This is a genomic window from Kitasatospora sp. NPDC094015, from assembly GCF_040304075.1.
Taxonomy (GTDB): Bacteria; Actinomycetota; Actinomycetes; order Streptomycetales; family Streptomycetaceae; genus Kitasatospora.
Genome location: NZ_JBEOUL010000002.1, coordinates 309,975 through 331,362 on the forward strand (window position 1 = coordinate 309,975; position 21,388 = coordinate 331,362).

Consider the following 21,388-nt stretch of genomic DNA (forward strand, 5'->3'; position numbering starts at 1 on the left):
GCCATGGACGCACTGAGAGTTTCAGCACTCCGCGCGAGTCTGGCGGGCTCCGGGTGGCTGGAGTGCACCCGGGAGTTCGGCGCGGAGCTGCACCGGGCGGTGACCAGGCGCTCCGCCCGCGGGCTGCTGCTGGTGGGCACCCCCGCGTACGAGCCGTGGCACCTGGCGGCGCACCTGACGGAGGAGGCCGAGCGCTCCGGGACGGCCGGGCTGGCCCCGGTGCTGCTGCGGCGCGGCGGCGCGGCGCCGGGTGCGCCGGCGCACCTGTCGCACGGGCTGGAACGGCTGGCGCAGGGCGCGCGCGGGGCCACCGTGCTGGTGGTGACGCAAGGGGCGGCGGACGAGGTGTTGCTGGAGCGGGTGCGGGACGCCCGGCGCGGCGGCGCGGCGGTGCTGGCGGTGGACGGCGGCACGGCGTGGGGCTCGTCGCCGGCGGGCGGCGCTTCGGCCTGGGACTCCACGGCGCACCGGAGCCTGGCCGTGCCGGACGCCGGCCCGGAGCCGTTCGAGCTGGTCCAGCACCTGGTCAGCGCGGCCGCCGGCGAACGGCCCCGGCGCGGCCGCCTGGAGCGGCTGGCCGGGCTGCTCGCGGCCGGTCCGGCGCCGCGCTGGTGAGGCCCGCGGTAATTCGTTTGCCCCCGTACCGGTGCGCGCCGATGATGTCCGGTTGTGACCTCCCCCGCCCCTTCCACGCCCGCACATCCGCCCGCTCCTCCGCCCGGCCGCAAGCCCCGGAAGCTGCTGCCCGACCTCGCTCCGTGGCGCTCCTCGCGGGACTTCCGGCTGCTGTGGACCTCGGGGTGCGTCACCTCGTTCGGCAGCTTCCTCACCTACGTCGCGGTGCCGCTCCAGATCAAGGAGCTGACCGGTTCCTCGTTCGCCGTCGGCCTGGTCGGCGCCTTCGAGCTGGTGCCGCTGATCGTCTTCGGCCTGTGGGGCGGCGCGCTGGCGGACGCGCTGGACCGGCGCAAGCTGGTGCTCTGCTCGGAGGCCGGGCTGGCGGTGCTGACCGGCCTGCTGCTGCTGAACGCACTGCTGCCGCACCCGCTGCTGTGGCCGATCTACCTGGTGGCCGCGCTGGTCGCCGCCGTGGACGGCCTGCAGCGGCCGGCCCTCGACTCGCTCACCCCGCGGATCGTCGCGCACGACCAGCTGACCGCCGCCTTCGCACTCAACTCGCTGTACCGCAACGTCGGTTCGGTGGCCGGCCCGGCGCTGGCGGGCATCGTGGTCGCGACCGCCGGGGTGCAGACCGCGTTCCTGCTGGACGTGCTGACCTTCGTGGTCTCGCTGCTCCTGCTGGCCCGGATGCGGGCGGTGCCGCCGCCCACCGGCGCCGAGAAGCCCTCCGTGCGGGCCGTGATCACCGGCGTGCGGTACGCCTGGAGCCGCAAGGACCTGCTGGGCACGTACGTGATCGACACCTGCGCGATGCTGTTCGCCTTCCCGGTGGCGATCTACCCGTTCTTCGCCTCCGAGCTGCACGCGGACCGGGCGCTCGGCCTGATGTACGGAGCGACCGCGGTCGGCGCGCTGGTCGTCTCGGCGACCAGCGGGTGGACCTCGCACATCCACCGGCACGGCCGGATCCTGGTGCTGGCCGCCCTCGGCTGGGGCGCGGCGATGGTGCTGGCCGGGCTGGCCCCGAACATCTGGCTGGTGCTGCTCTGCCTGGCCGTGGCCGGCGGCGCGGACCAGATCTCCGGCACCGCCCGCTCGACCATGTGGAACCAGTCCATCCCGGACGCCGTGCGCGGCCGGATGGCCGGGGTGGAGCTGCTCAGCTACTCGGTCGGCCCGCAGCTCGGCCAGGTCCGGGCCGGCGGGATGGCCGGGCTGGTCGGGGTGCGCGGCTCGATCTGGATGGGCGGCGCGGCCTGCGTGCTCGGGGTGGTCGCGCTGGCGGCCGCGCTGCCGCGGCTGCTGGCCTACGACGACCGCACCGACGAGCACGCGGCCGCGGTGCGCGCCGAGCACGAGGAGCTGGCGGCCCGGCGCGAGGACGCGGTGCCGGCGGCCTGACGGGCGGCCGCGCACCGGGCCCGGGGGCCGGGCCTGCGGGCCCTCGCGGTCGCCGGGCTCAGCCCTCGCGGTCGCCGGGCTCAGCCCTCGCGGTCGCCGGGGGCGTCGTCGCGCCAGCGCGGGTCGTCCCGCCACTCGCGGTTGCGCTCGGCGGCGGTCTCCAGCGCGTGGCCGGCCTCCTCCCGGCTGGCGTACGGGCCGAGCCGGTCCTTGGCCGGGCAGTCGGGGCCCTCCTCGACCTTGTTGTGCTTGATGCAGTAGAACCACTCCCCCGGCTTCCCGGTGGGCTTGTTGCCGAATCCCAGCGCCATCTGGTCTCTCCCGTTCGTCGTGCGGTCGCCTCGCGGCGCCGGATCGATCATTCCCGCAACCTAGTCCCGCACACACGGCCGGGGGCCGCGAGGGCGCGGCCGATAGACTCGCGGACATGTCTCTGGTACCCGGCACCGTGTCCCCCGTCCGCAAGGTCCCCGCGCACATCGCGCGCCCCGAGTACGTCGGACGGCCGGCCCCGACGCCGTACACCGGGCCCGAGGTCCAGGACGCGGAGACCATCGAGAAGATGCGGATCGCCGGCCGGATCGCGGCCCGGGCGATGGCGGAGGCCGCCAAGCTGATCGAGCCCGGTGTCACCACCGACGCGCTGGACGTGGTCGCCCACGAGTACATGTGCGACCACGGCGCCTACCCCTCGGACCTGGGCTACCGGGGCTTCCCCAAGTCGATCTGCACCTCCGTCAACGAGGTGATCTGCCACGGGATCCCGGACACGACGGTGCTTCAGGACGGCGACATCGTCAACATCGACGCCACCGCGTACATCCACGGGGTGCACGGCGACCTCAACGCGACCTACCTGTGCGGCGACGTGGACGAGGAGTCCCGGCTGCTGGTGGAGCGGACCCGCGAGTCACTCGCCCGGGCGATCAAAGCGGTCAAGCCGGGCCGCCAGGTGAACGTCATCGGCCGGGTGATCGAGTCCTACGCCAAGCGCTTCGACTACGGCGTGGTCCGCGACTTCACCGGCCACGGGATCAACACCTCGTTCCACTCCGGCCTGATCATCCCGCACTACGACAGCGAGCGGGCGACCGAGGTGATCAAGCCCGGGATGACCTTCACCATCGAGCCGATGCTCACCCTGGGCACCTACGACTACGAGGTGTGGGCGGACGGCTGGACGGTCGTCACCAAGGACCGCAAGCGCACCGCCCAGTTCGAGCACACGCTGGTGGTCACCGCCGACGGCGCGGAGATCCTCACCCTGCCGTAGCGCCTCGGGGCCGACGGGACCGGACACCGGTGCGGCCGGGAAGCGCGGAGGCCCGCGCTTCCCGGCCGCACCGGTGTCCAGGGGTCGGCCGTCAGCCGATCAGCCACTGCTCCTCGGCCACCGCACCGACCTCGGTACAGGCGTCGGTGAGCACGTCGAGCACCCGCAGCGGGTCCGGCAGCGCCTGCTCCGGGCCGCGCAGCCAGCGCACCTCGGTGCCGTCCGCGAGGGCGGCCGGCGGGAGCAGGGTGTACGAGCCGCGGCAGTGCCACCGCAGGCCGGGGTGCTCGGACATGGTGTCGGGGGTGGAGTCCAGCGCGCTGGTCCACCACTCGTCCTCGTCCACCGGGGTCCCGCGGGTGGCGGTGAAGAACAGGTAGCGGTCGTCGCCGACCACGGCGACCGGGCCGCCGATGCCCAGCTCGTCCAGACGCTCCAGGGCGAGCTCGCCGGCGGTCGCGGGGACGTCCAGGACGTCGTGGGCGCGGCCGGTGGCGGTGATGAAGTTCGCCTGCGGGTCGCGCGAGAGCCAGCGGGCGAGCTGCTCGGGGTCGGTGGTCGCCTGGGACTGCCAGGCGAAGGAGACCGGGTGCTGGGCCGGAGCCGGACAGCCGATCCGGTCGCACGAACACCGGTGACCGGCCGGGTGCGCGGCCGGCGCCAGCGGGAAGCCCGCCCGGACCGCACCCAGCAGCAGATCCAGCCGGGTCGCCGCGTCCCCACCCGTGACCTGGCGATCCTGCTGCCGGTCACGCCGCCACCAGGTGGTCCACCTGCTGCTGGCTTCCATCGGGCCCCTTCCGAACTGCCGTGACCTGCCGTGCCTGGTGTGACACAGCGACCGACGCAACACTCGACGCAACACCGGAACGCGCCCCAGGCTTCCCGGGCGCCGCCGGACGGCACGTCCACCACCGGCCGGATGCCGGGATCACCGGGCGGCCGACGCCGGGACACGGTACGGAGTGACGAGAGTTGCGGCTCGGCGGGCAGGCGCACAGGCACCCGGCCCGGCCCGTACGGGGCCCGCGGACCCGGGTCTTCCCCGGAGGCGTACAGAGCAGGATAAGGGTGCGGGAGCGGTCCGGATGACCGGGGGAGGTGCTGCGCCGGTCACATCTGCTGCACACCGCCTGCTCCTGACCCGCACGAGAGCTGCCCGGGGCGCACGTACCCTGGACGGCGTGAAGAGCAAGGACACCGCATTCGTCGGCGGGCCGCTGGACGGCCGGGTACTGCCGATCCTGCTGAACCCGTTCCACAACGTCGGCCGCTTCTATCGGGTGCCGGTGCCCGCCCACAGCGGCCTGCCGGCCACCACGCTGGTCTACCGGCGGGCCAAGGAGTACGACCCCAAGGGGCGCTGGCGCTGGCGCTACGAGTACGACCCGGAGGGCGGCACCGGACCCCGCGGCGACTGGACCGACCGGCTGCCGTGGTCCCGGCGGCCGGCCGGCGCCGCGGCGGGCGCGGGCTCCGAGGACTCCTGAGCCCGCGCCGTCCTGATCACCCGGGCGCCGTCGGCGGCCCGGGCCGTCCTCACGCCTCCTCGGCGAGGATCAGGTAGAGCTTCTTCTTGGCCTCGGCGAGGACCGCGAGGCCCTGGGCGCGCTGGGTCTCCGTGCCGGTGGTCATCACCTGGCGGATGGCGTTGTTGACGGCCGCCATCGCCTCGCCGACCTCCTGCACGGCCTCCCAGTCGATCCCCCGGCCGGCCTCGGCCCACGGGGACTCGGCGCCCGCGTCGGCCTCCTCCCGGCCGGTCCCGGTCAGCTCGAACAGCCGCTTGCCGGCGACCTCCTGGGCCGTGACCTTGCCCTCCTCCTCCAGCAGCTGGAGGGTGGGGTAGACCGACCCCGGACTGGGGCGCCAGGCGCCGCCCGTCCGCTCACCGATCTCGGTGATCATCTCGTAGCCGTGCATCGGCCGCTCCTTCAGCAGCGCGAGCAGCGAAGCGCGCACGTCCCCGCGCCGCGCCCGGCCGCCCCGCCGGCCACCACCGCGACCGTGGCCACCCCGGCCGTGCCCGCCGAACCCCGGCCCCGGGCCGAACGGCCCCGGCCCGAACCTCCCGGGCCCACCCGGACCACCGAACGGCCCGAACGCCTCCCGACCCTCGAAGCCACCCCCGAAGGTCTCCTCGAACTCCGGCCGCCGTCCCCGACGACCCATCCCACGATTCCGCATTCCCGGGCGCATGAGCGCACCGCCTTCCTGTCCGGATACCTCCCAACGAAGCATCTCGATAACTCGACGATATATCGCTGACTGTCGGAACGCAACGCTTCAAGCGAAAAGTCGTGTGCCCCGGGGGCGGCGGCCGCGTTACCCTCGGCGCCATGAACGTCACCGGCCGAACCATCACCGCCGCCGCGCGAGCGACAAGCTCGCCGGTCGCCGCCGCCTGACGTACCTCCCACGTCCCATCGGCCACCGGAAACGGTCCGCCGGTGCCGTCGTGGCGTTCTCGCCCCCGTTTGCCGATGATCTTGCGGACCCGTCGTCCGGTGCCTCCCCGCCAGCCAGGCAAGGAGCCACACCATGAACACCGACAGAATCGTCCGCACGTTCGTCGAGTACTTCGAGGAGCGCGGCCACCACCGCATCGACGGCTCGACCCTGCTGCCGCCCGAGGGCGACCCGGTGCTGTTCACCACCTCCGGCATGCACCCGCTCACCCCGTACCTGGAGGGCCGCCCGCACCCGCTCGGCCGGCGGCTGGTCAACGTGCAGCGCTGTCTGCGCACCACCGATCTCGAGGAGGTCGGCGACCCCACCCACCTGACCGTCTTCGAGATGCTCGGCACCTGGTCGCTCGGCGACTACGAGGGCCCGCAGAGTCTCGACTGGGGCTACGGGCTGCTCACCGAGGGGTTCGGCATCGACCCGGGGCTGCTCCACGTCACGGTCTTCGGCGGCGACGAGCAGACCGGCCCGGACACCGCCTCGCTCGACCTGTGGCAGGAGCGCGGGCTTCCGGTCGAACTCACCGTCGAGGACAACTGGTGGTCCAACGGGCCGACCGGCCCGTGCGGACCCGACTCGGAGATCTTCCTGTGGACGGGCGACACCCCGCCGGAGTCGACGCCGACCGGTGACGACCGCTGGGTCGAGGTGTGGAACCAGGTGATGATGCGTCACCGACGCCTCGACGACGGTTCGCTTCAGCCGCTCCCCCAGCGCAACGTCGACACCGGGCTCGGCCTGGAACGGCTGGCCATGCTGCTGCAGGGGAAGCGGTCGGTCTTCGAGTGCGACGTGTTCGACCCCTGGCGCCGGACCGTACCGCCGCTGTGGCACGTGGACGGCCCGTCGCTGCGGGTGGTCTGGGACCACCTGCGTTCGGCCGTCGTGGTGATCGGCGACGGGGTCCGCCCGGGCAACACCGGGCGGGGTTACGTGCTGCGCCGCCTGGTCCGTCGGGTGCTCACCGTGTTGTGGCAGGACGACCCCTCGCGCAGTCTCGGTGACCTGCCGGACGAGCTGATCCGGCACACCCTGGACCACTTCCGGCAGAACGAAGAGCTGGACGTCGTCCGCCGGGTCCTGCTGGAGGAGGAACGCCGGTTCGGCCGGCTCCTGGAGCGCGGCCGCCAGATCCTGGCCCGCCCCCGGTTCCGGAGCGGCCCGCTGAGTGAGGAGGACCTCTGCTACCTCCACGACACCCACGGTCTGCCGCGCGACCTCGTCCTGAACCTGCGGCCGCAGTAGCGGTCCGGAGACCTGACCCCCCACCTGCGTGGTGGATCCGCAGCCGCGGACGCGGGGATCCACCACGCGGTAGGAGTGCTGACCTGCCGCTCTCGGTTCAGCTTCATCGACATGAAACGCCGTCGGTCCATCTCTCGACGCCATTGCCAAGCCCGCCACCAGGAGCGAACTGCGTCCGGCCAACTCCGTTGGCAACCGGTCCAGGTGCGCTGTCACTTCTTCGCGCGGACCACGGGCGAGCTCTGAGCCACACCACGGGCCGGTGACCGGTCTTCGCCGAGACAGGTTGCGAACCGCCGACCGCCGCGGTCGGCGACACGTGGGGGTGGTGCGGCGGAAACCGCCCGGGGCGGCGGGGTACGCACTACCGTGGCCGCATGGCAGGCGAACGCGATCTCCAGAAGCTGCTCGGCGGGATGCGACCGGTGCTCAATCCGGGCCGGTACGTGTACTGCACCCTTCCCGGCCGGGTCCCCGCGGGGCTGCGGCCGGTGGTGACGGTGGTCGAGGCCGAAGGGCCGACCGTCGTGGTGGCGCAGGAGGAGGCGGACGCGCTGGGGCTGCGGTACGAGTACGTGGCCGCCTGGATCACCCTGCAGATCCACTCCGCGCTGGACGCCGTCGGGCTCACCGCGGCCGTCGCCGGACACCTCGCCGAGCGGGGCATCAGCTGCAACGTGGTGGCCGGCTACCACCACGACCACCTCTTCGTCGGCGCCGATCAGGCCGACCGGGCGGTCGACGCCCTGCGCGAGCTGGCGGCCGGCACCTCCTGAGCCGCGGCGCGGGCCCGACCGGGCCCGGGGTCACCCCGATGGCGGCTTCCGATTGCGGGGCCGGGCGGGCCGGGCCGAAGGTCGGGTGACAAGTGCCTCACGTCGAGGAGGATCCATGAGTACTGTCCCCGGACCCGCCGCGCCCTCCCCCGCGAGCCGGCCCCCCGGATCCGACAACAGCGCCTGGGTCAGCGGGCTGGTGCTGTTCGCCGCCGTGGTGCTGATCGTCAACGGGATCCTGGAGATCTTCCAGGGGATCATGGCCATTGCCGACGACGACGTCTTCGTCTCCACCCCCCGGTACGTGTTCCGGCTCGACCTGACCAGCTGGGGCTGGATCCACCTGATCCTCGGCCTGCTGGTGGCGCTCACCGGCTTCGCCCTGCTGCGGGCGTCGACCTGGGCGCGGATCGCGGGCATCTTCTTCGCCTCGCTGGCGATGCTCGGCAGCTTCCTGTCGCTGCCGTACTACCCGCTCTGGTCGCTGGTGCTGATCGCGCTGGACGTGTTCGTGATCTGGGCACTGTGCGTCTACCGGTCGGACCGGCCGAGCTACTACTGACCCGCACGCCACCGCGCGGCGTACCGGACGCGGGGCCCGCTCGAAGGAGCCGGCCCCGCGTCGTGCCCGGGCCGCGGCCCGGTGGCGGCTACTTGCCGAGCGCCGCCACGCCGGCCTGGGCGAACTGCTCGTCCAGGTCGCCGCTGGGCGCGCCCGCCACGCCGACGGCCGCGATCGGGGCGCCCTTGGCCTGCACCGGGGCGCCGCCGCCCAGGAACAGGGTGCCCGGGATGTCCTTCAGGTTCGGGGTGGTCGCCAGCCGCTTCACCAGCTCGGAGGTGGGCGCGTTCCAGGACACGGCCGTGAACGCCTTGCGCTCGGCGGACTCGGCCGACTGCGGACCGGCGCCGTCACCCTTCAGCAGCACCCGGGTGATGCCGTCCCGGTCCACCACGGCCACCGAGACGTGCTGCCCGGCCTTGCGGGCCGCGTCCAGGGCCGCCTGCGCCGCCTTGGTGGCCGCCTCGGCGGTCAGGCCGGTGGACTGGGTCAGGTTGCGGTCGGAGGCGTCCGCACGGACGGCCGCCGGGGCCTGGCCGGGCTGGCCGGCGCCCGTGTCGGCGCTGGCCGACACGGCGCCCAGGGTGCCCGCGCCCAGGGCGGCGACCGCGACCGCACCGGTGAGTACCCGGGCCCGCAGGCTCATCTTCTTCATGGTTCGGCTCCATCGACATCGGCGCCGGGAGCCCGGTCGGCTCCCGCTCTGCTTCGATCCTCCGGCCGCCGGCACCGCCTGCGGGTCGGCGTACCGGCCGCAGAGCGCAGGCATCATGGATGACGTGCGGGTCGACCGATCGGCTGATGCGTACGGGCCCGGAACGGGCCACCATGCGAGAGGAAGCGCCGGTCAGCGGCCCGGTACCGGCAGGCGAGGAGAGCACGTGGACGACCATCGGCCCCCGGCCGGCGACCCCGACGCGGGGTGGCTGGCCATGGTGATGCGGATCGCCTTCCTGCTGCTGCTCACCGCCTCGCTCACCCGCTACCTGTCCCACCACTGGTCCGCCGGGCGCACCCCGTGGGTGGTCGGCCTCGGCCTGGCGCTGGCGGCCGGCCACCTGCTGCTGCCGACCCGCCGGCCCGGGCGGCTGGCCGGCGACGGCCGGCGTCCGGCCGAGCTGGCCGGCCTGCTCGCGGTGCTCGGCAGCTGGGCCGTGCTGGTGCTGACCGCGCCCAGCTTCGCCTGGTGCGCCGTCCCGCTGATCTACACCGTGCTGCGGGCGCTGCCGGCCCGCGGCGCGCTCCCCGTGGTGGCCGCGATGACGGCACTGGTGGTGGCCGCCGAACTCCGGCTGGCCGACGGGTTCGACCCGACCCTGCCGCTGCTGCCACCGACCGTGGCGGCGCTGGCCGCGGCCGTCTTCCTGTACATGGAGCGCCAGGGCGCCCGGCAGCGCGCCCTGATCGACGACCTGATCAGCACCCGCCGGGAACTGGCCGCCACCGGCCGGCGCGAGGGCGCGCTCGCGGAGCGGGAGCGGCTGGCGATGGAGATCCACGACACCCTGGCGCAGGGGCTGTCCAGCCAGCAGATGCTGCTCCAGGCCGCCGAGCGCACCTGGGACGGGGACCAGGCGACCGCGCGCGGCCACGTCCGGACCGCCACCGCGATCACCGCCCGCAACCTCGCCGAGGCCCGCCGCTTCGTCCACGACCTCGCCCCCGCCGAGCTCGCGGACGGCGGCACCCTGGACGCCGCCCTGCACGCGCTGGCCGAGCGGGAGAGCGCCGAGGGCGGGCGGCCGGTGCGCTGCCACGTCGACGGCACGCCGGTGCCGCTGCCCGCCGCCGCGCAGGCCGCGCTGCTGCGGATCGCGCAGGGCGCGCTGGCCAACGTCCGCGAGCACGCCGGCGCCCGGACGGCCGCGCTGACCCTCTCGTACCTGGGCGACCAGGCCGTGCTGGACATCGCGGACGACGGGCGCGGCTTCGCCCCCGAGGGCGGCGCCGGGCCGGACGGGGGTGCCGGGCGCGGCCACGGGCTCCCGGCGATGCGGGCCAGGCTGCGGCAGCTCGGCGGTGTCCTCACCGTGGAGAGCGCCCCCGGCGAGGGCACCGTGGTCTCCGCCTGCGTCCCGCTCGCCGTCCCGGTGGGGGCGGTGTGAGCGCGACCGTGCGGGTGCTGGTCTGCGACGACCACGCGGTGGTCCGGGCCGGGCTGCTGGCGCTGCTCGCCAGCGCCCCGGGCATCGAGGTGGCCGGCGAGGCGGGCAGCGGCGAGGAGGCGATCGCGCTGGCCGCCCGGCTGCGGCCGGACGTGGTGCTGATGGACCTCCAGCTCGGCGCGGGCATCGACGGCATCGAGGCCACCCGCCGGATCACCGCGGCCGCCTCGGGTGCCTCGGGCGCCTCGGGTGCCTCGGGCGCCCGGGTGCTGGTGCTCACCACCTACGACACCGACGCCGACATCACCCGGGCGATCGCCGCCGGCGCCACCGGTTATCTGCTCAAGGCCGAACGTCCGGAGGAGTTGTTCGCCGCCATCCGGGCCGCCGCCGACGGCCGGACCGCGCTGTCGGCGCCGGTAGCGACCCGGGTGATGGCGCAGATGCGGGCACCGGCCCCCCAACTCACCGACCGCGAGCTGGACATCCTGGCGCAGCTCGCCCAGGGGCACGGCAACCGGGAGATCGCCCGGGCGCTGTTCATCAGCGAGGCCACCGTCAAGACCCACCTCGGCCGGATCTACACCAAGCTGGGCGTCGACACCCGCGCCGGCGCCGTCGCCGCCGCCACCGAGCGCCGGCTGCTGCGCTGAACTTCCGTACGTCGAATAGCTGTTCAGGCCGCGTGCCGGCGGGCGCGCAGCCGTAGCGCCCCCGCCACCAGGGCCCGGACCGGGGCGGCGGGGCGGCGCACCCCGAGGGCCGCCCGGACCGGGTCGTCCAGCAGCACCGCGGCCACCGTGGGCGCCAACCGCGCTGCGGGGCCCGGCAGTCGGGAGGCCAGCAGCCCGCTGGTGGCCGCCCACAGCTCCCGGCCGGCCGCGCTGGGGCCGAACCGTTCACGCTCGAACTCCCCCGTCCAGCGCTCCAGTTCGGGCAGCCCGTGGCCGGTCGCCGGGGGCAGGCCGAGCGCGCGGGCGAGGCCCTGGTGGAAGGCGTACGCCGCCGCCCGCTCCTCGGCGGCCGGCGGCCGGGGCCCGTACGCGGCGAGGAAGCGCAGCGGGCTCACCGTGAAGCAGGCCAGCACGTAGTGCATCAACTCCGGCGTGATGCCCGGACGTTCGTGGACCCGGCGGAGTTCGGCGACGATCCGGGCGCCCGGCGCGCTCTGCGGGCCGTGCTCGATCAGCGCGAACATGGCCGCGCCGGTGGCCTTGGCCCGGGCCTTCGGGAGGCCGGTCATCCGGCCGGTGGCGTGCAGCACCGCGGCGATCTCCGGCACGGCGAAGGTCCGGACGAACCCCAGGGTCAGCCCGATCCGGGCCTCCTCGGGCGAGCGCTCCAGCACCAGCCGCGCGTACGGGTCGCGGGGCGCCCCCGCCGCAGCCGCGCTCACCCGGCGGCTCCGGCGGCTCCGGCGGTCAGGGCCTGCGCGGTGAGCGGGCCCTCCAGTCGGCGGGCGACCCGGACCAGGTGCGCCCGCTCCCCGGCGGGCTCCGCGTCCAGGCCGGGCAGCGAGGCCTGCTCCTCGCGCGGGCGGGGCAGCGCACCGGCGTTCAGCGCCAGCACGGCCGAGCGCAGGGCGGCGGCGACCACCAGGGCCGAGCGCTCGGCCTCGTCCAGGCCGGCCCGTTCGGCGACCGCGGCGGCGGCGGCCACCACCGCCGGGTCCACCCAGGGCCGCAGCGTCAGCTGGCCGTCGCGGATCTCCAGCCCGCGCCGGGCCGTACGCCACTCCAGGTCGCGGACGGCCAGGCGTTCAATGCGGGCCGACGGCGGCGTCTCCAGGGCCAGCCGGCGGTCGGCCCGGTAGACCAGGTCCCAGAGCGGGCGCAGCGCGTGGTAGTCGCGGCGGCGGCGCAGCCAGGCGGCGGCCGCCGGGCCGGCGAATCCCGTGGTGATCAGGACGGCGCCGGCGGCGGCGAAGACCGGGCCGAGGCCGGTGCTCAGCCAGTCCAGGCCGGTGCGTCCGGCGCCGGCCGCACCGATCGCCAGGATCTTGCACAGCACGTAGCCGCAGGCGGTGAGGCCGCCGAAGGCGATCCGGCGGATGCCGCGGCGCAGCGGCCCGGCCGGGAGCCGGGCGGCGTGGCCGAGGCAGACCCGGCTGATGTCGAGCAGCGCGAAGGCGAACAGGCCCTGGTAGAGGGCGAGGAAGAGCGCGGTCGCGGGGGTCCGGGCGAAGGCGGTGTCGAAGGTCAGCGGTGTCTCGGGGCGGTACGGGCCGCCGAGCAGGAACAGGACGACCATGGCCGGGGCGAGCAGTGCGAACAGCAGCAGCCGGCGGCGCGCCCGGAGCCAGGTGTCGGCGGTCGCCGCGTCCCAGACCACGCTGCCGGCCCGGCGGCCGGGCGGGGTCCAGATCAGCGCGAGCACCACGGCGGCGGCGGAGAAGCCGGTGATGGCGAGGTAGACCAGCAGGGTCGCCAGGTTGCCGACCCGGGTGAGCCGGTCGACCGCCCGGTAGAGCACGGGGGCGGCCAGCAGGAAGGCGGTGGCGGGCGAGGCGATCGCGAGCGCGACCACCAGCAGGCCGCGGGAGGGTTCCCGGCGCCAGGCCCGGATCTTGAGCGCGGCGACCAGCCAGGCGGCCGATCCGATGGTGAAGTAGCCGAGATCGAAGGGGAGTTCGGCGGGACGTTCAGACATGCTGGCCCTTGCGGTGCTCCAGGGCGGGCGCCAGCTGGGAGGTGGTGCCGGCGCCGGGGGCGAGCACCAGGATCCGCATCAGCTCGGCGCCGAGCACCTCGGCCTCCTGCTCGGCGGCGTCGTCGTAGTGCGAGCGGCCGAGGACGAGGCGGAGCATCTCCGGGTCGATGGTGGGGAGTTCCACGGCCCGGGCCGGATCGCCGTCCGGGCCGGCGCCGGGCCGCACCTCGGCCAGGTGGCCGCAGAGCAGGTGGGCCAGTTCGTGGCAAATGATGTGCGCCTGGTGCAGGCCGGAGGTCTCCTGCTCGTAGTGGATCACGTCGGCGTCCGCCCGGCGTTCGACGAAGCCGGACGGCTCCCCCACCCGCATCCGCCGGGGCGCCAGCCGAACCGGGCGCCCGGAACGGTCGGCCACCGCGGCACACAGCTCCTCCACCGTGCTCAGCGGGGGGAGCCCCAACTGCCTTGCCACGGAGCGCATCCGGCGTCGGGTACGTCCTACACCTTGCACGTGGTCCCCCTCGGGCCGCCGCCACCGCCCCAGCGGCAGCTGCTGGTAGTCACTCACGCCACGGGGTTGCCGTCGTCGGGAAGGCCGACCGCCCTGCGCAGTTGTTCCACAATAGTGAGGGCGGCGTCCTGCATGGCGGGCGGCAGTCCGGCGGCCCGCATCGCGATCCGCTCGACCCGGGTGTCGCGCAGCGCCTCGATCTTCCGCAGGTCCCGCTCGACGGCCTGGGCGGTGGCGGAGTCGCTGAAGTAGTCCAGCGGGACGCCGAAGAACTTCGCGATCTTCACGGCGTTCTCCAGGCTCGGCTTCTGGGTGCCCTTGCGGAGGTTGCCGATGTAGGTGCCGCTGAGGCCGGTGCCCTCGGCTATCTCCGAGTCGCGCCAGGGGCGGCCGAGATCCTTGGGGTAGATCACGCTGATCAGCCTCCGGAACCGGGCCGCGAAGTCCGGCGATCCTGGCGTTTCCGATGGTGGAGTATCCGTGGACATATGGCGGATCATAGAACGGTCTGACGTGTCGCCAGAATCCGACATGTGTATCGATCTGCACGATCGTTGCGGACCAAAGGGTCGTACCGGGCGAATTGGCACGGCTTCCCCGGTCGGCCGATCAACGATAGTTGACACCTTTCCTGCGCAGCGGGAGGATCAACACCCTGGGCGGGCACGCGCGCACCCCTGCCCTCCCCCGGCTTCCCCGCCGCAACGCCGCCGGGCGCCGCTGCCCCACGGGGGTGGGCAACGGCGCCCGGATCACCGCCCCGGTGCGCACCACCGGATGACCGCCCCGGATCACGGCTCCGATGCCGGTCAGCCGCTCGCGGAGTCGTCCGCCTCCCAGCGCAGCAGGTCGCCCGGCTGGCACTTGAGCACCTCGCAGAGCGCGGCGAGGGTGGCGAACCGGACCGCCTTGGCGCGGCCGTTCTTGAGGACCGCCAGGTTGGCGGGCGTGATCCCGACCCGCTCCGCGAGTTCGCCGACCGACATCTTGCGCCTGGCCAGCATCACGTCGATGTCGACGAGGATGGCCATCAGATCACCTCGTCCAGCTCGGCCTGCAGCTGGGCCGCCTCGACGTCGCGCGCCAGGGCCTGGGTGAGCAGCATCCGCAGCACCAGCACGATGAGTGCGACGCCGAGGATGGCCAGGCCGATCCCGGCCATGATCACCGAGACGCCCGGGTCCTCCCGCTGGCCCGGCGCATTGATGGCCGTGACCGCGAACCACACCAGGGCGAGCGCCACGATCGCGCCGATCACCCCGTTCACGTACCGGAAGGCGGCGTGCGAGAAGACCGTCCCGCGGCGCACCATCGCCACCAGCCGCCACACGCAGACCAGCGCGACCTGGATCGCCACCATCCCCAGCACGGTGGCCACCCGGAACGCGGTCAGCGGGATCGAGCCGTCCTCCGGATCGCCCCCGCCGACCAGCGCCCACACCAGCCCCACCTGCAGGACCACGGTGCCCGCGAACACCACCGCGAGCACGGCGCGCAGGGCGCGCACTGTCAGTCTTCCCATGACCGTTGACCATCCCTCCATCGACTTGCGATGGGAATCTATCGAATTTCGATAGCCCCGGCAAGTGCGGACCGGCGGGTGTCACTCCTCGGTGATGGTGAAGCTGCTCCCATTGCGGGCGCCCAGCCGGGCGGTCAGGCGGACCCGCTCGGTGCCGTCGGCGACGGCGAGCTCGTGCCGGGCGCGGGCGAGCTTCGCCTTGTGCGTCCCGCGGTAGCGGAATGCGACGGCAATCTCGTGCTGACCACTGCCGAGCGTGAACTCCGTCGTGCCCCAGGCGGTTTCCGTCTCGATTCCGTCGATTTCGACGACCGGCCTGGTGAAGGCGAGATGGAACGGTTTGGCCACCAGGGACGGGCTCACGGTCACGGTCAACACGGTCATCTTCGGTATTCCCCTCGGGAGTTGTGCGGACGGATTCGACGGGTACGGACGGGACGCGGCCGATCAGGAGCCCAGCACGGATTCCGGCCGGAATCCGCGGACGATGCCCAGCAGGCAGCCCGCGATGACGGCCGCGGTGGCGCCGCCGGTGACGATCAGCAGCCGGATCGGCCCGAGGCCGCCGAGGCCGGTGGCCAGGGCGATCATGGCGCCGAGGCCGGGGAGCATGGCGATGATGTTGACCAGGCCGCCGGCGTTCCCGGCCAGACCGCTCTGCGCGGGCTGGGAGAGCTTCGGCATCAGCAGGTTGCACAGCAGGGCGAGCGCGGCCGCGGCCCAGGCGGAGAGCAGCGGCAGGCCGAAGGCCAGGAGCGGGTAGCCGGCGCCCAGCGCGAGGCTGTCGTGGTGCGCCCAGGTGGCGATCCCCAGGGCGAGCACGGCCAGCCCGCTCATCACCGCCCACTGGACGGTGGTGACCACCAGCGCCAGGCCCAGCAGCCCGCCCGCGATGGCGGCCGGGGTGTACGGCGCCGCGAGCATGGACTCCAGTGCCCCGACGCCGGCCTCGGCCCCGACCACGTTGCGCACCGCGAGGGCCGCGCCGACGGTGCAGTGCAGGGCGACCACGCCGGGCAGCAGGATCAGCAGCATGCCCGCGGCGACCGTGTCACCCTGCGCGCCGTACCGGAGGCCGAGTTCCGCGCTGCCCGCGGCGCCGTTCATGGCACTGTCGTCGCCGAGCAGCGGCAGCACCACGACCGACGCGGTGGTGAGGACGAACGGGAGCAGGACCGTCAGGGTGTTGCGCAGGCGCTCCTGCCGCATCCGCCACAGCAGGGCGGTGGTGAGGATGCGCGCCCGCGCCAGGTCCGCCCGCAACCTACCGTCCGTCATGAGCCGCCCCCTGGGCCTGGAGTTCCTGGTACACGTCTTCGAGCGGGTTGCGGACCGGGACCACCTCGTGGAGCCCCACCCCCGCGGCCACCAGGCCCGCCACCAGCGCCTGCGCCGCGCTCTCGTCCGCCACCTCGACGGTGACCGGCCCCGACGGCGACCGCTCCCAGCGGTGCCCGAGACCGTCCAGGCCGGCGGTCAGGCCGGCGGTCCCGCGCAACTGCAGGCGGTAGGCGGTGCCCAGCAGTTCGGCCCGCAGGGCGGCGGGCTCGCCGCGGCCCACGATCCGACCGCCGTGCAGCACGGTGACGTCGTCGGCGAGGCGGTGCGCCTCGGCCAGGGCGTGGGTGGAGACGACGATGGTGGAACCGTTGTCGGCGAGCCGGCGCAGGTGGTCGGACAGCCGCGCGGAGCCGGCCGGGTCGAGGCCGGCCATCGGCTCGTCCAGCAGCAGGATGGGTGGCCCGGCGAGGAACGCCTTGGCCAGTCCGACCCGCTGGTTCTGGCCGCGACTGAGGGCGCCGATGCGCTCGTCGGCCAGCGGTTCGAGCGCCAGCAGTTCCAGGACCTCGGCGATCGCGCTCTCGATCCGCGGCCCCGGCAGGCCGAGCACCCGGGCCCAGTAGCGCAGGTTGTCGAGCACGCTCAACCGGGGCGCCAGGGCGGAGCGGTGGGTCGCCAGGCCGATCGCCGCCTTGGCCTCCGGGGACACCCGCGGATCGACGCCGTCGATCAGCACCCGTCCGCTCATCGGGGTCAGAATTCCCGCCAGTACGCGGAAAGTCGTGGTCTTTCCCGCGCCGTTCGGCCCGAGCAGGATGTGGACCCCCGGCCCGTACCGGAGTGCGATGTCGCGCACCACCGGCTTTCCCCGGTATCCCGCGGAGACATCGTCCACCATCAGTTCTGCCACCGATTCAACCTAACATCCCTGATGCGCTGTCATGTTCCGTCCAAGGCAAAGCTCTTGTCATATCCAGGCCGCGTCCGCCGGGATCCGGATCCCGAACTCCCGTGCCAACGCGGATCTCGCCGCCAGGAACCCGCACATGCCGTGCACCCCCGGTCCCGGCGGGGTGGAGGCCGAGCACAGGTACGTCCCCGGCAGCGGCGTCCGGTAGGGGTTCCAGCGGGGGGCCGGGCGCAACACGGACTGCCGCAGGGTCAGCGCCCCGGCCGCGATGTCGCCGCCGACGTAGTTCGGGTTGTACAGCTCCAACTGCGCGGCGCTCAGGCCGCGGGAGGCCACCACGGTGTCGCGGAAGCCGGGCGCCCACCGTTCGATCCGGCGGGTGACCAGCTCCACCGGGTCGGCGGGGTCGCCGTGCGGCACGTGGGCGTAGGCCCACACCGGCCGCAGCCGGCCGGCGGCCCGGCCCGGGTCGGTCACCGCGGGGTCGACCACCAGCACGAACGGGTCCGGCGGGCGGACGCCGTCCGCCACCAGGCGCTCCGCGCGGAAGATCTCCTGCTCGCTGCCGCCGAGGTGGACCGTGCCGGCCCGGCGGGCCTCCGGGGCGGCCCACGGCACCGGCTCCGAGACCAGGTAGTCCACCTTGGCCGCGCCCGGGCCGTAGCGGTACGAGCGCAGGCTCCTGCGGTAGCCGGCGGGCAGCAGCGGGCCGGCCAGGCGCAGGAACTCCTTGGGCGCCAGGTCGAGCAGGACCACCCGGGCGTCCGCCACCTCCCGCAGGTCGTCGATCCGGGTGCCGGTGACGATCCGGCCGCCGAGCCGGACCAGTTCGGCGGCCAGCGCGTCGGCGAGGCGGCCGCTGCCGCCGCGGACCAGGGGCCATCCGCCCTCGGTGTGCGCCAGGTGGCCCAGCATCATCGCGACGGCCGCGCCGGTGAGCGAGGGCAGCGGTCCGACCACGTGGGCGGCGACGCCGGCCAGCAGGGCGGCGGCCTCGGGTCCGGCGAACCGGTGACCGGCCGCCCGGGTGCCGTGCGCGAGGACCCGGCGGCCGAGGAGCGCGGGGGCCGCGGCGCCGGCCGGGAGACGGCTGCGGCCGAGCAGCATCAGGTCCACCACGGCGCCGCTGTGCCGCACCAGCGGCTCCATCAGGGCGCGCCAGCGCGGGCCGTCCGCGCCGAGGCCGGCGCAGGTCCGCTCCAGGCTGCGGTACGCGACGGCGGCCCTCGTCCCGTCGAGCGGGTGGGCGTAACCGACCTCCGGCACCAGCAGCTCGACCCCGTGCGCCGGGAGGTCGAACTGCCGCAGGAACGGCGAGGCGAGGGCCATCGGGTGCACGCTCGCGCAGATGTCGTGCAGGACGTCGTCGCGGAAGATCGGCGCGGACCTCAGGCCGCCGCCCACCTGCGGCGCCGCCTCGTACAGCTCGACCCGCAGGCCGGCGCGGGCCATCGTGACCGCGGCGGCCAGGCCGTTCGGCCCCGAGCCGACCACGGCCACGTCCGGCCCGCGTCCGGCGCGCCGCCCCGCCCGGGCGCCGGCCCCCGGTACGGCCATCAGACCGCGCCCACCCCGGCCGGGCGCCGGGCGCCGGCGGCGGGCAGGTCCGCGAGCGGCGCCGGCCCGGGGGCGTCCTCGGCGGGCACGGCCAGCGGCGGCATGGAGATCAGCACCGCGCAGCCGATCATCACCAGGCCGAAGCTCCACAGCCCCATGGTCAGGATGATCGTCCCGTGCAGGAGGACGTCGAGCACCAGGCCGACCTTGCGCCAGCGGTGCGAGCCCAGGATGCACCCGGCGATCACCAGTTCCACGACCAACGCGCCCCAGGTCATGGCGACCACGATCAGCGAGTTCTTGGAGACCGCCAGCAGCAGCCCGTCCCACGGGGTGCCCACGCCGAACATCTTGTCGCGCAGGAAGTAGTACTCGGCGGTGCCGTTGGCCCAGTCGGCGACCCCGAACTTGCTGATCGCGGTGTCGAGGTAGATGTAGGCGAGCTGGATCCGGATGGCGCAGAACGCGGCGAAGGCGACCGCCCGCGCGGTCGGTCCGACCGGGTCCGCCGCGGGCCCGTCGGGGCCGGCGCCCGCGTCCCGGGTCCAGTGCCAGGTCCGGCCGTCGGCCAGCGAGATCGGCACCATCAGCATCGACATGATCAGGCTGACGGACTCCCCGCCGTCCGGTACCGAGATGCTCACTGCGATCGAGTACACCGCCCACAGTTGGGGGACGGCCGTCCACCGGGGCCGGTACCCGCTCGCGGCCACCAGCAGCACCGCCACCAGCAGCCACCGGGCCCACTCGCCGTGGTCCTCGCCCACCAGGCAGAACGCGGAGCCGGCCCGGACGCCGTCGCAGCGCGCTCCGTCCGTGATCGTCAGGACCGGGATGAGCAGAGCCTTCGCCGGCGTCAGCAGGACCACCGTCAGCTCGGCGAAGCAGATCAGCGAGCGCCCGAGGCCGAACCAGCGGGAGCGGACGTCGAACCGGCGGAGGTGGCGCTGCAGCAGAGCGGCCTGCTCGTCGAGGAGCACGGCCGGCGACATCATGGGCATGCGACATCCAGGTGAGCGATTTTCGTGACCCGGTGCGAATAGGGCACGATGTTCCGATAGGACCACGGCACGGTGAATTCCTGCGTGATGAACGAATCCCCGCACACCGTCCGCACCGGACTCCGGTTCTCCACCTTCACCGCGGGTGTGGCGGCGGACCGCACGAGGCACGGATCGAGCGGGCCGGCGCAGTCCTGCCAGCCCGGGACGGAGACGTTCAGATAGGCCATTTCCGGCCCTTGCGCCCGCTGGCTCCGGGACAGCCCGAAGAGATTGGACGGATTTCCCTGCGGGGTGTGCAGGAGATCCACCACGGACCCGTCACGGGAAGCGTAGAGGCCCAGCTGGACCTCTTCCGGATTCTTGGTGAAGAAGGCCCACACCTGCGGGGTCACGGTGTTGAAGTACGGCCGCGCCCCCTTGGAATGGCGACTGCTGAGGGCATTGCTCGGCAGCGTGTAGAAGAGCGCGACCAGGAGATATCCGAAGAGCACCGCGCAGGCGGCGGAGAATACGTACAGCTGCCGCCTGGCGGACTGCCCCGACGGGCTCGTCGCGGAGCGGCCGGGGGCGGAATCGATCGACATGTGGAGGGTCCTCATCCCCTGGGGGCGGTGGGGCCGACGGCCGTCGGCGCGGGGAAGGGCCGTCCCGCCGCGCCGCGGTCGCGGCGGGACGGCCCGTCACCGGCGTTCGGCCGCCGGCGTGTTCACGACTGCCGGCGTGGGGGCCGGCGCCCGGTCACAGGGCCGAGGCGACCGCTGCGACCAGGTTGTTCTCGTCCAGCTGGTCCGGCTGCTGCAGGTCGAAGCCGTAGCTGGCGGCGGCCGGGACGATCACGACGACGACCGCGACCTCGGCGAAGCCGGCCACGTTCGTGGCACCGGCGACGTTGATCGCGGCCGCCACGTTGGCGACCGTGACGATGTTGGACTTGGTCCACACCCAGCCGTTCGGGCGGGCGATCGAGGCACTGTCGAGGGTGTTGGCGCCACTGTTGGTGGCGATGTAGCCCTTGAGGTCCTCGTTGAGCGACACCATGCCCTGCTGGACCACGAACGGGTCCTTGGACTGCACGGCCTCGGTGACCCGGGCGTGGTACTCGGGGTCGGCCTGCTGCATGCCCTGGACCAGCGACGACAGCTGCGCGTCGGTGACCGACGTGTCGCCGCGGCGGTCGCGGATCTGCCGGGCCAGCTCCGGGTGGGCGGTGGCGGCCTGCCCCTGGCCGAAGACCAGGAAGTCGACCACGTCGCGGTCCGAGTAGGACGCCTGGGCGACGCTCCGGGCGGGAGCGGCACCGGCGGTGCCCGCGTCGGCGGCCGAGGCCGTCCCCGCGACGCCGGCCATCAGGGTGGCGGCCAGCGTCGCGCCGGCGACCGTGTACGTCTTGATACGCATGCGAAAAACCCTCACTGTTCCAGTGCGTTGATGCTCCCGGACACGGAATGGAACGTCCGGCGAGCGGTGGACACCGGCGGGCGACAGGCCGGCCCGCAGCAACGGCA

General features: G+C 74.0%; 26 protein-coding genes. 9 read left to right on the forward strand and 17 right to left on the reverse strand.

Annotation, left to right across the window (positions count from 1 at the left end):
- The first annotated feature begins 3 nt into the window (after window positions 1-3).
- Entirely contained in the window at window positions 4-615 is a 612-nt protein-coding gene (locus ABT014_RS03670) for a hypothetical protein (protein WP_350636636.1), read from the forward strand.
- A gap of 54 nt (window positions 616-669) precedes the next feature.
- The gene (locus ABT014_RS03675) at window positions 670-2,022 is read left to right on the forward strand and encodes an MFS transporter (RefSeq protein WP_350636638.1); all 1,353 of its coding nucleotides are present in this window, start codon (window positions 670-672) and stop codon (window positions 2,020-2,022) included.
- 80 nt (window positions 2,023-2,102) lie between these two features.
- Here ABT014_RS03675 and ABT014_RS03680 read toward each other — a convergent pair whose 3' ends face one another.
- Window positions 2,103-2,333 carry a hypothetical protein gene (locus tag ABT014_RS03680; protein ID WP_350636640.1) on the reverse strand — a complete coding sequence of 77 codons (231 nt, stop codon included), beginning with the start codon at window positions 2,331-2,333 and terminating at the stop codon, window positions 2,103-2,105.
- A gap of 116 nt (window positions 2,334-2,449) precedes the next feature.
- Here ABT014_RS03680 and map point away from each other — a divergent pair, with 116 nt between their 5' ends.
- A complete protein-coding gene (gene map / locus ABT014_RS03685; RefSeq protein ID WP_350636642.1) occupies window positions 2,450-3,295 on the forward strand; it encodes a type I methionyl aminopeptidase in 846 nt (281 codons plus the stop codon).
- Window positions 3,296-3,386: 91 nt separating this feature from the next.
- Here the strand turns inward: map and ABT014_RS03690 are convergent, their stop codons facing one another.
- A complete protein-coding gene (locus ABT014_RS03690; RefSeq protein WP_350636644.1) occupies window positions 3,387-4,085 on the reverse strand; it encodes a bifunctional DNA primase/polymerase in 699 nt (232 codons plus the stop codon).
- A gap of 394 nt (window positions 4,086-4,479) precedes the next feature.
- Between ABT014_RS03690 and ABT014_RS03695 the strand changes: the two genes are divergently transcribed.
- Complete coding sequence (locus ABT014_RS03695) at window positions 4,480-4,785, forward strand: DUF8847 domain-containing protein (RefSeq protein ID WP_350636646.1); 306 nt, start codon at window positions 4,480-4,482, stop codon at window positions 4,783-4,785.
- Window positions 4,786-4,834: 49 nt separating this feature from the next.
- On the opposite strand, the gene ABT014_RS03700 is transcribed toward ABT014_RS03695, so the two are convergent.
- Window positions 4,835-5,494 (reverse strand): PadR family transcriptional regulator, encoded by a 660-nt coding sequence (locus ABT014_RS03700; RefSeq protein WP_502894833.1) that lies wholly within the window; start codon window positions 5,492-5,494, stop codon window positions 4,835-4,837.
- Between the two features lie 342 nt (window positions 5,495-5,836).
- Between ABT014_RS03700 and ABT014_RS03705 the strand changes: the two genes are divergently transcribed.
- The 3 genes from ABT014_RS03705 to ABT014_RS03715 all read left to right on the forward strand — a co-directional run bounded on the left by ABT014_RS03705 (window position 5,837) and on the right by ABT014_RS03715 (window position 8,344).
- Entirely contained in the window at window positions 5,837-7,006 is a 1,170-nt protein-coding gene (locus ABT014_RS03705) for an alanine--tRNA ligase-related protein (protein ID WP_350636650.1), read from the forward strand.
- 377 nt (window positions 7,007-7,383) lie between these two features.
- Window positions 7,384-7,782 carry an ACT domain-containing protein gene (locus tag ABT014_RS03710; RefSeq protein WP_350636652.1) on the forward strand — a complete coding sequence of 133 codons (399 nt, stop codon included), beginning with the start codon at window positions 7,384-7,386 and terminating at the stop codon, window positions 7,780-7,782.
- A gap of 115 nt (window positions 7,783-7,897) precedes the next feature.
- Entirely contained in the window at window positions 7,898-8,344 is a 447-nt protein-coding gene (locus tag ABT014_RS03715) for a DUF7144 family membrane protein (protein ID WP_350636654.1), read from the forward strand.
- An 88-nt stretch (window positions 8,345-8,432) separates the two neighbouring features.
- Here ABT014_RS03715 and ABT014_RS03720 read toward each other — a convergent pair whose 3' ends face one another.
- Entirely contained in the window at window positions 8,433-8,999 is a 567-nt protein-coding gene (locus ABT014_RS03720) for a GlcG/HbpS family heme-binding protein (RefSeq protein ID WP_350636656.1), read from the reverse strand.
- 226 nt (window positions 9,000-9,225) lie between these two features.
- Between ABT014_RS03720 and ABT014_RS03725 the strand changes: the two genes are divergently transcribed.
- Both ABT014_RS03725 and ABT014_RS03730 read left to right on the forward strand, forming a co-directional pair.
- Window positions 9,226-10,449: a sensor histidine kinase gene (locus ABT014_RS03725; protein ID WP_502894834.1), complete on the forward strand. Its 1,224-nt coding sequence runs from the start codon at window positions 9,226-9,228 to the stop codon at window positions 10,447-10,449.
- Window positions 10,446-11,102 carry a response regulator gene (locus ABT014_RS03730; RefSeq protein WP_350636658.1) on the forward strand — a complete coding sequence of 219 codons (657 nt, stop codon included), beginning with the start codon at window positions 10,446-10,448 and terminating at the stop codon, window positions 11,100-11,102. Before ABT014_RS03725 ends, ABT014_RS03730 begins: the two co-directional genes overlap by 4 nt.
- A 23-nt stretch (window positions 11,103-11,125) precedes the next feature.
- Here the strand turns inward: ABT014_RS03730 and ABT014_RS03735 are convergent, their stop codons facing one another.
- The 13 genes from ABT014_RS03735 to ABT014_RS03795 all read right to left on the reverse strand — a co-directional run bounded on the left by ABT014_RS03735 (window position 11,126) and on the right by ABT014_RS03795 (window position 21,281).
- Window positions 11,126-11,845 carry an oxygenase MpaB family protein gene (locus ABT014_RS03735; protein WP_350636660.1) on the reverse strand — a complete coding sequence of 240 codons (720 nt, stop codon included), beginning with the start codon at window positions 11,843-11,845 and terminating at the stop codon, window positions 11,126-11,128.
- Entirely contained in the window at window positions 11,842-13,098 is a 1,257-nt protein-coding gene (locus ABT014_RS03740; RefSeq protein WP_350636662.1) for an MAB_1171c family putative transporter, read from the reverse strand. The genes ABT014_RS03735 and ABT014_RS03740 overlap by 4 nt, the downstream gene beginning before the upstream one ends.
- Window positions 13,091-13,570: a hypothetical protein gene (locus ABT014_RS03745; protein WP_350636664.1), complete on the reverse strand. Its 480-nt coding sequence runs from the start codon at window positions 13,568-13,570 to the stop codon at window positions 13,091-13,093. The genes ABT014_RS03740 and ABT014_RS03745 overlap by 8 nt, the downstream gene beginning before the upstream one ends.
- Before the next feature lie 92 nt (window positions 13,571-13,662).
- Window positions 13,663-14,022 carry a helix-turn-helix domain-containing protein gene (locus ABT014_RS03750; RefSeq protein ID WP_350636666.1) on the reverse strand — a complete coding sequence of 120 codons (360 nt, stop codon included), beginning with the start codon at window positions 14,020-14,022 and terminating at the stop codon, window positions 13,663-13,665.
- A 396-nt stretch (window positions 14,023-14,418) separates the two neighbouring features.
- Window positions 14,419-14,640 carry a helix-turn-helix domain-containing protein gene (locus tag ABT014_RS03755; RefSeq protein ID WP_350636668.1) on the reverse strand — a complete coding sequence of 74 codons (222 nt, stop codon included), beginning with the start codon at window positions 14,638-14,640 and terminating at the stop codon, window positions 14,419-14,421.
- A complete protein-coding gene (locus tag ABT014_RS03760) occupies window positions 14,640-15,131 on the reverse strand; it encodes a DUF2975 domain-containing protein (protein ID WP_350636670.1) in 492 nt (163 codons plus the stop codon). The genes ABT014_RS03755 and ABT014_RS03760 overlap by 1 nt, the downstream gene beginning before the upstream one ends.
- Before the next feature lie 81 nt (window positions 15,132-15,212).
- Window positions 15,213-15,515, reverse strand: coding sequence for a hypothetical protein (locus ABT014_RS03765; RefSeq protein WP_350636672.1), 303 nt, complete (start codon window positions 15,513-15,515; stop codon window positions 15,213-15,215).
- A gap of 63 nt (window positions 15,516-15,578) precedes the next feature.
- The gene (locus ABT014_RS03770) at window positions 15,579-16,409 is read right to left on the reverse strand and encodes a hypothetical protein (protein ID WP_350636674.1); all 831 of its coding nucleotides are present in this window, start codon (window positions 16,407-16,409) and stop codon (window positions 15,579-15,581) included.
- On the reverse strand, window positions 16,396-17,322 hold the full coding sequence (locus ABT014_RS03775) for an ABC transporter ATP-binding protein (RefSeq protein ID WP_350636676.1): 927 nt from the start codon (window positions 17,320-17,322) through the stop codon (window positions 16,396-16,398). Before ABT014_RS03775 ends, ABT014_RS03770 begins: the two co-directional genes overlap by 14 nt.
- 57 nt (window positions 17,323-17,379) lie before the next feature.
- Window positions 17,380-18,879, reverse strand: a complete 1,500-nt coding sequence (locus ABT014_RS03780; protein WP_350636678.1) for a phytoene desaturase family protein — start codon at window positions 18,877-18,879, stop codon at window positions 17,380-17,382.
- Window positions 18,879-19,880, reverse strand: coding sequence for a sporulation-delaying protein SdpB family protein (locus ABT014_RS03785; protein ID WP_350636680.1), 1,002 nt, complete (start codon window positions 19,878-19,880; stop codon window positions 18,879-18,881). Before ABT014_RS03785 ends, ABT014_RS03780 begins: the two co-directional genes overlap by 1 nt.
- A complete protein-coding gene (locus tag ABT014_RS03790) occupies window positions 19,871-20,467 on the reverse strand; it encodes an SdpA family antimicrobial peptide system protein (protein WP_350636682.1) in 597 nt (198 codons plus the stop codon). The genes ABT014_RS03785 and ABT014_RS03790 overlap by 10 nt, the downstream gene beginning before the upstream one ends.
- Before the next feature lie 154 nt (window positions 20,468-20,621).
- The gene (locus ABT014_RS03795) at window positions 20,622-21,281 is read right to left on the reverse strand and encodes a sporulation delaying protein family toxin (RefSeq protein ID WP_350636685.1); all 660 of its coding nucleotides are present in this window, start codon (window positions 21,279-21,281) and stop codon (window positions 20,622-20,624) included.
- Window positions 21,282-21,388: the final 107 nt, after the last annotated feature.

What these genes read in the sequence shown, in the direction of transcription:
- ABT014_RS03670 (WP_350636636.1), top strand. Translation starts at nt 4, where the DNA reads ATGGACGCACTGAGAGTTTCAGCACTCCGCGCGAGTCTGGCGGGCTCC.
- ABT014_RS03680 (WP_350636640.1), bottom strand. Translation starts at nt 2,333, where the DNA reads ATGGCGCTGGGATTCGGCAACAAGCCCACCGGGAAGCCGGGGGAGTGG.
- map (WP_350636642.1), top strand. Translation starts at nt 2,450, where the DNA reads ATGTCTCTGGTACCCGGCACCGTGTCCCCCGTCCGCAAGGTCCCCGCG.
- ABT014_RS03690 (WP_350636644.1), bottom strand. Translation starts at nt 4,085, where the DNA reads ATGGAAGCCAGCAGCAGGTGGACCACCTGGTGGCGGCGTGACCGGCAG.
- ABT014_RS03700 (WP_502894833.1), bottom strand. Translation starts at nt 5,494, where the DNA reads ATGCGCCCGGGAATGCGGAATCGTGGGATGGGTCGTCGGGGACGGCGG.
- ABT014_RS03705 (WP_350636650.1), top strand. Translation starts at nt 5,837, where the DNA reads ATGAACACCGACAGAATCGTCCGCACGTTCGTCGAGTACTTCGAGGAG.
- ABT014_RS03710 (WP_350636652.1), top strand. Translation starts at nt 7,384, where the DNA reads ATGGCAGGCGAACGCGATCTCCAGAAGCTGCTCGGCGGGATGCGACCG.
- ABT014_RS03715 (WP_350636654.1), top strand. Translation starts at nt 7,898, where the DNA reads ATGAGTACTGTCCCCGGACCCGCCGCGCCCTCCCCCGCGAGCCGGCCC.
- ABT014_RS03720 (WP_350636656.1), bottom strand. Translation starts at nt 8,999, where the DNA reads ATGAAGAAGATGAGCCTGCGGGCCCGGGTACTCACCGGTGCGGTCGCG.
- ABT014_RS03740 (WP_350636662.1), bottom strand. Translation starts at nt 13,098, where the DNA reads ATGTCTGAACGTCCCGCCGAACTCCCCTTCGATCTCGGCTACTTCACC.
- ABT014_RS03755 (WP_350636668.1), bottom strand. Translation starts at nt 14,640, where the DNA reads ATGGCCATCCTCGTCGACATCGACGTGATGCTGGCCAGGCGCAAGATG.
- ABT014_RS03760 (WP_350636670.1), bottom strand. Translation starts at nt 15,131, where the DNA reads ATGGGAAGACTGACAGTGCGCGCCCTGCGCGCCGTGCTCGCGGTGGTG.
- ABT014_RS03765 (WP_350636672.1), bottom strand. Translation starts at nt 15,515, where the DNA reads ATGACCGTGTTGACCGTGACCGTGAGCCCGTCCCTGGTGGCCAAACCG.
- ABT014_RS03770 (WP_350636674.1), bottom strand. Translation starts at nt 16,409, where the DNA reads ATGACGGACGGTAGGTTGCGGGCGGACCTGGCGCGGGCGCGCATCCTC.
- ABT014_RS03780 (WP_350636678.1), bottom strand. Translation starts at nt 18,879, where the DNA reads ATGGCCGTACCGGGGGCCGGCGCCCGGGCGGGGCGGCGCGCCGGACGC.
- ABT014_RS03785 (WP_350636680.1), bottom strand. Translation starts at nt 19,880, where the DNA reads ATGCCCATGATGTCGCCGGCCGTGCTCCTCGACGAGCAGGCCGCTCTG.
- ABT014_RS03790 (WP_350636682.1), bottom strand. Translation starts at nt 20,467, where the DNA reads ATGTCGATCGATTCCGCCCCCGGCCGCTCCGCGACGAGCCCGTCGGGG.
- ABT014_RS03795 (WP_350636685.1), bottom strand. Translation starts at nt 21,281, where the DNA reads ATGCGTATCAAGACGTACACGGTCGCCGGCGCGACGCTGGCCGCCACC.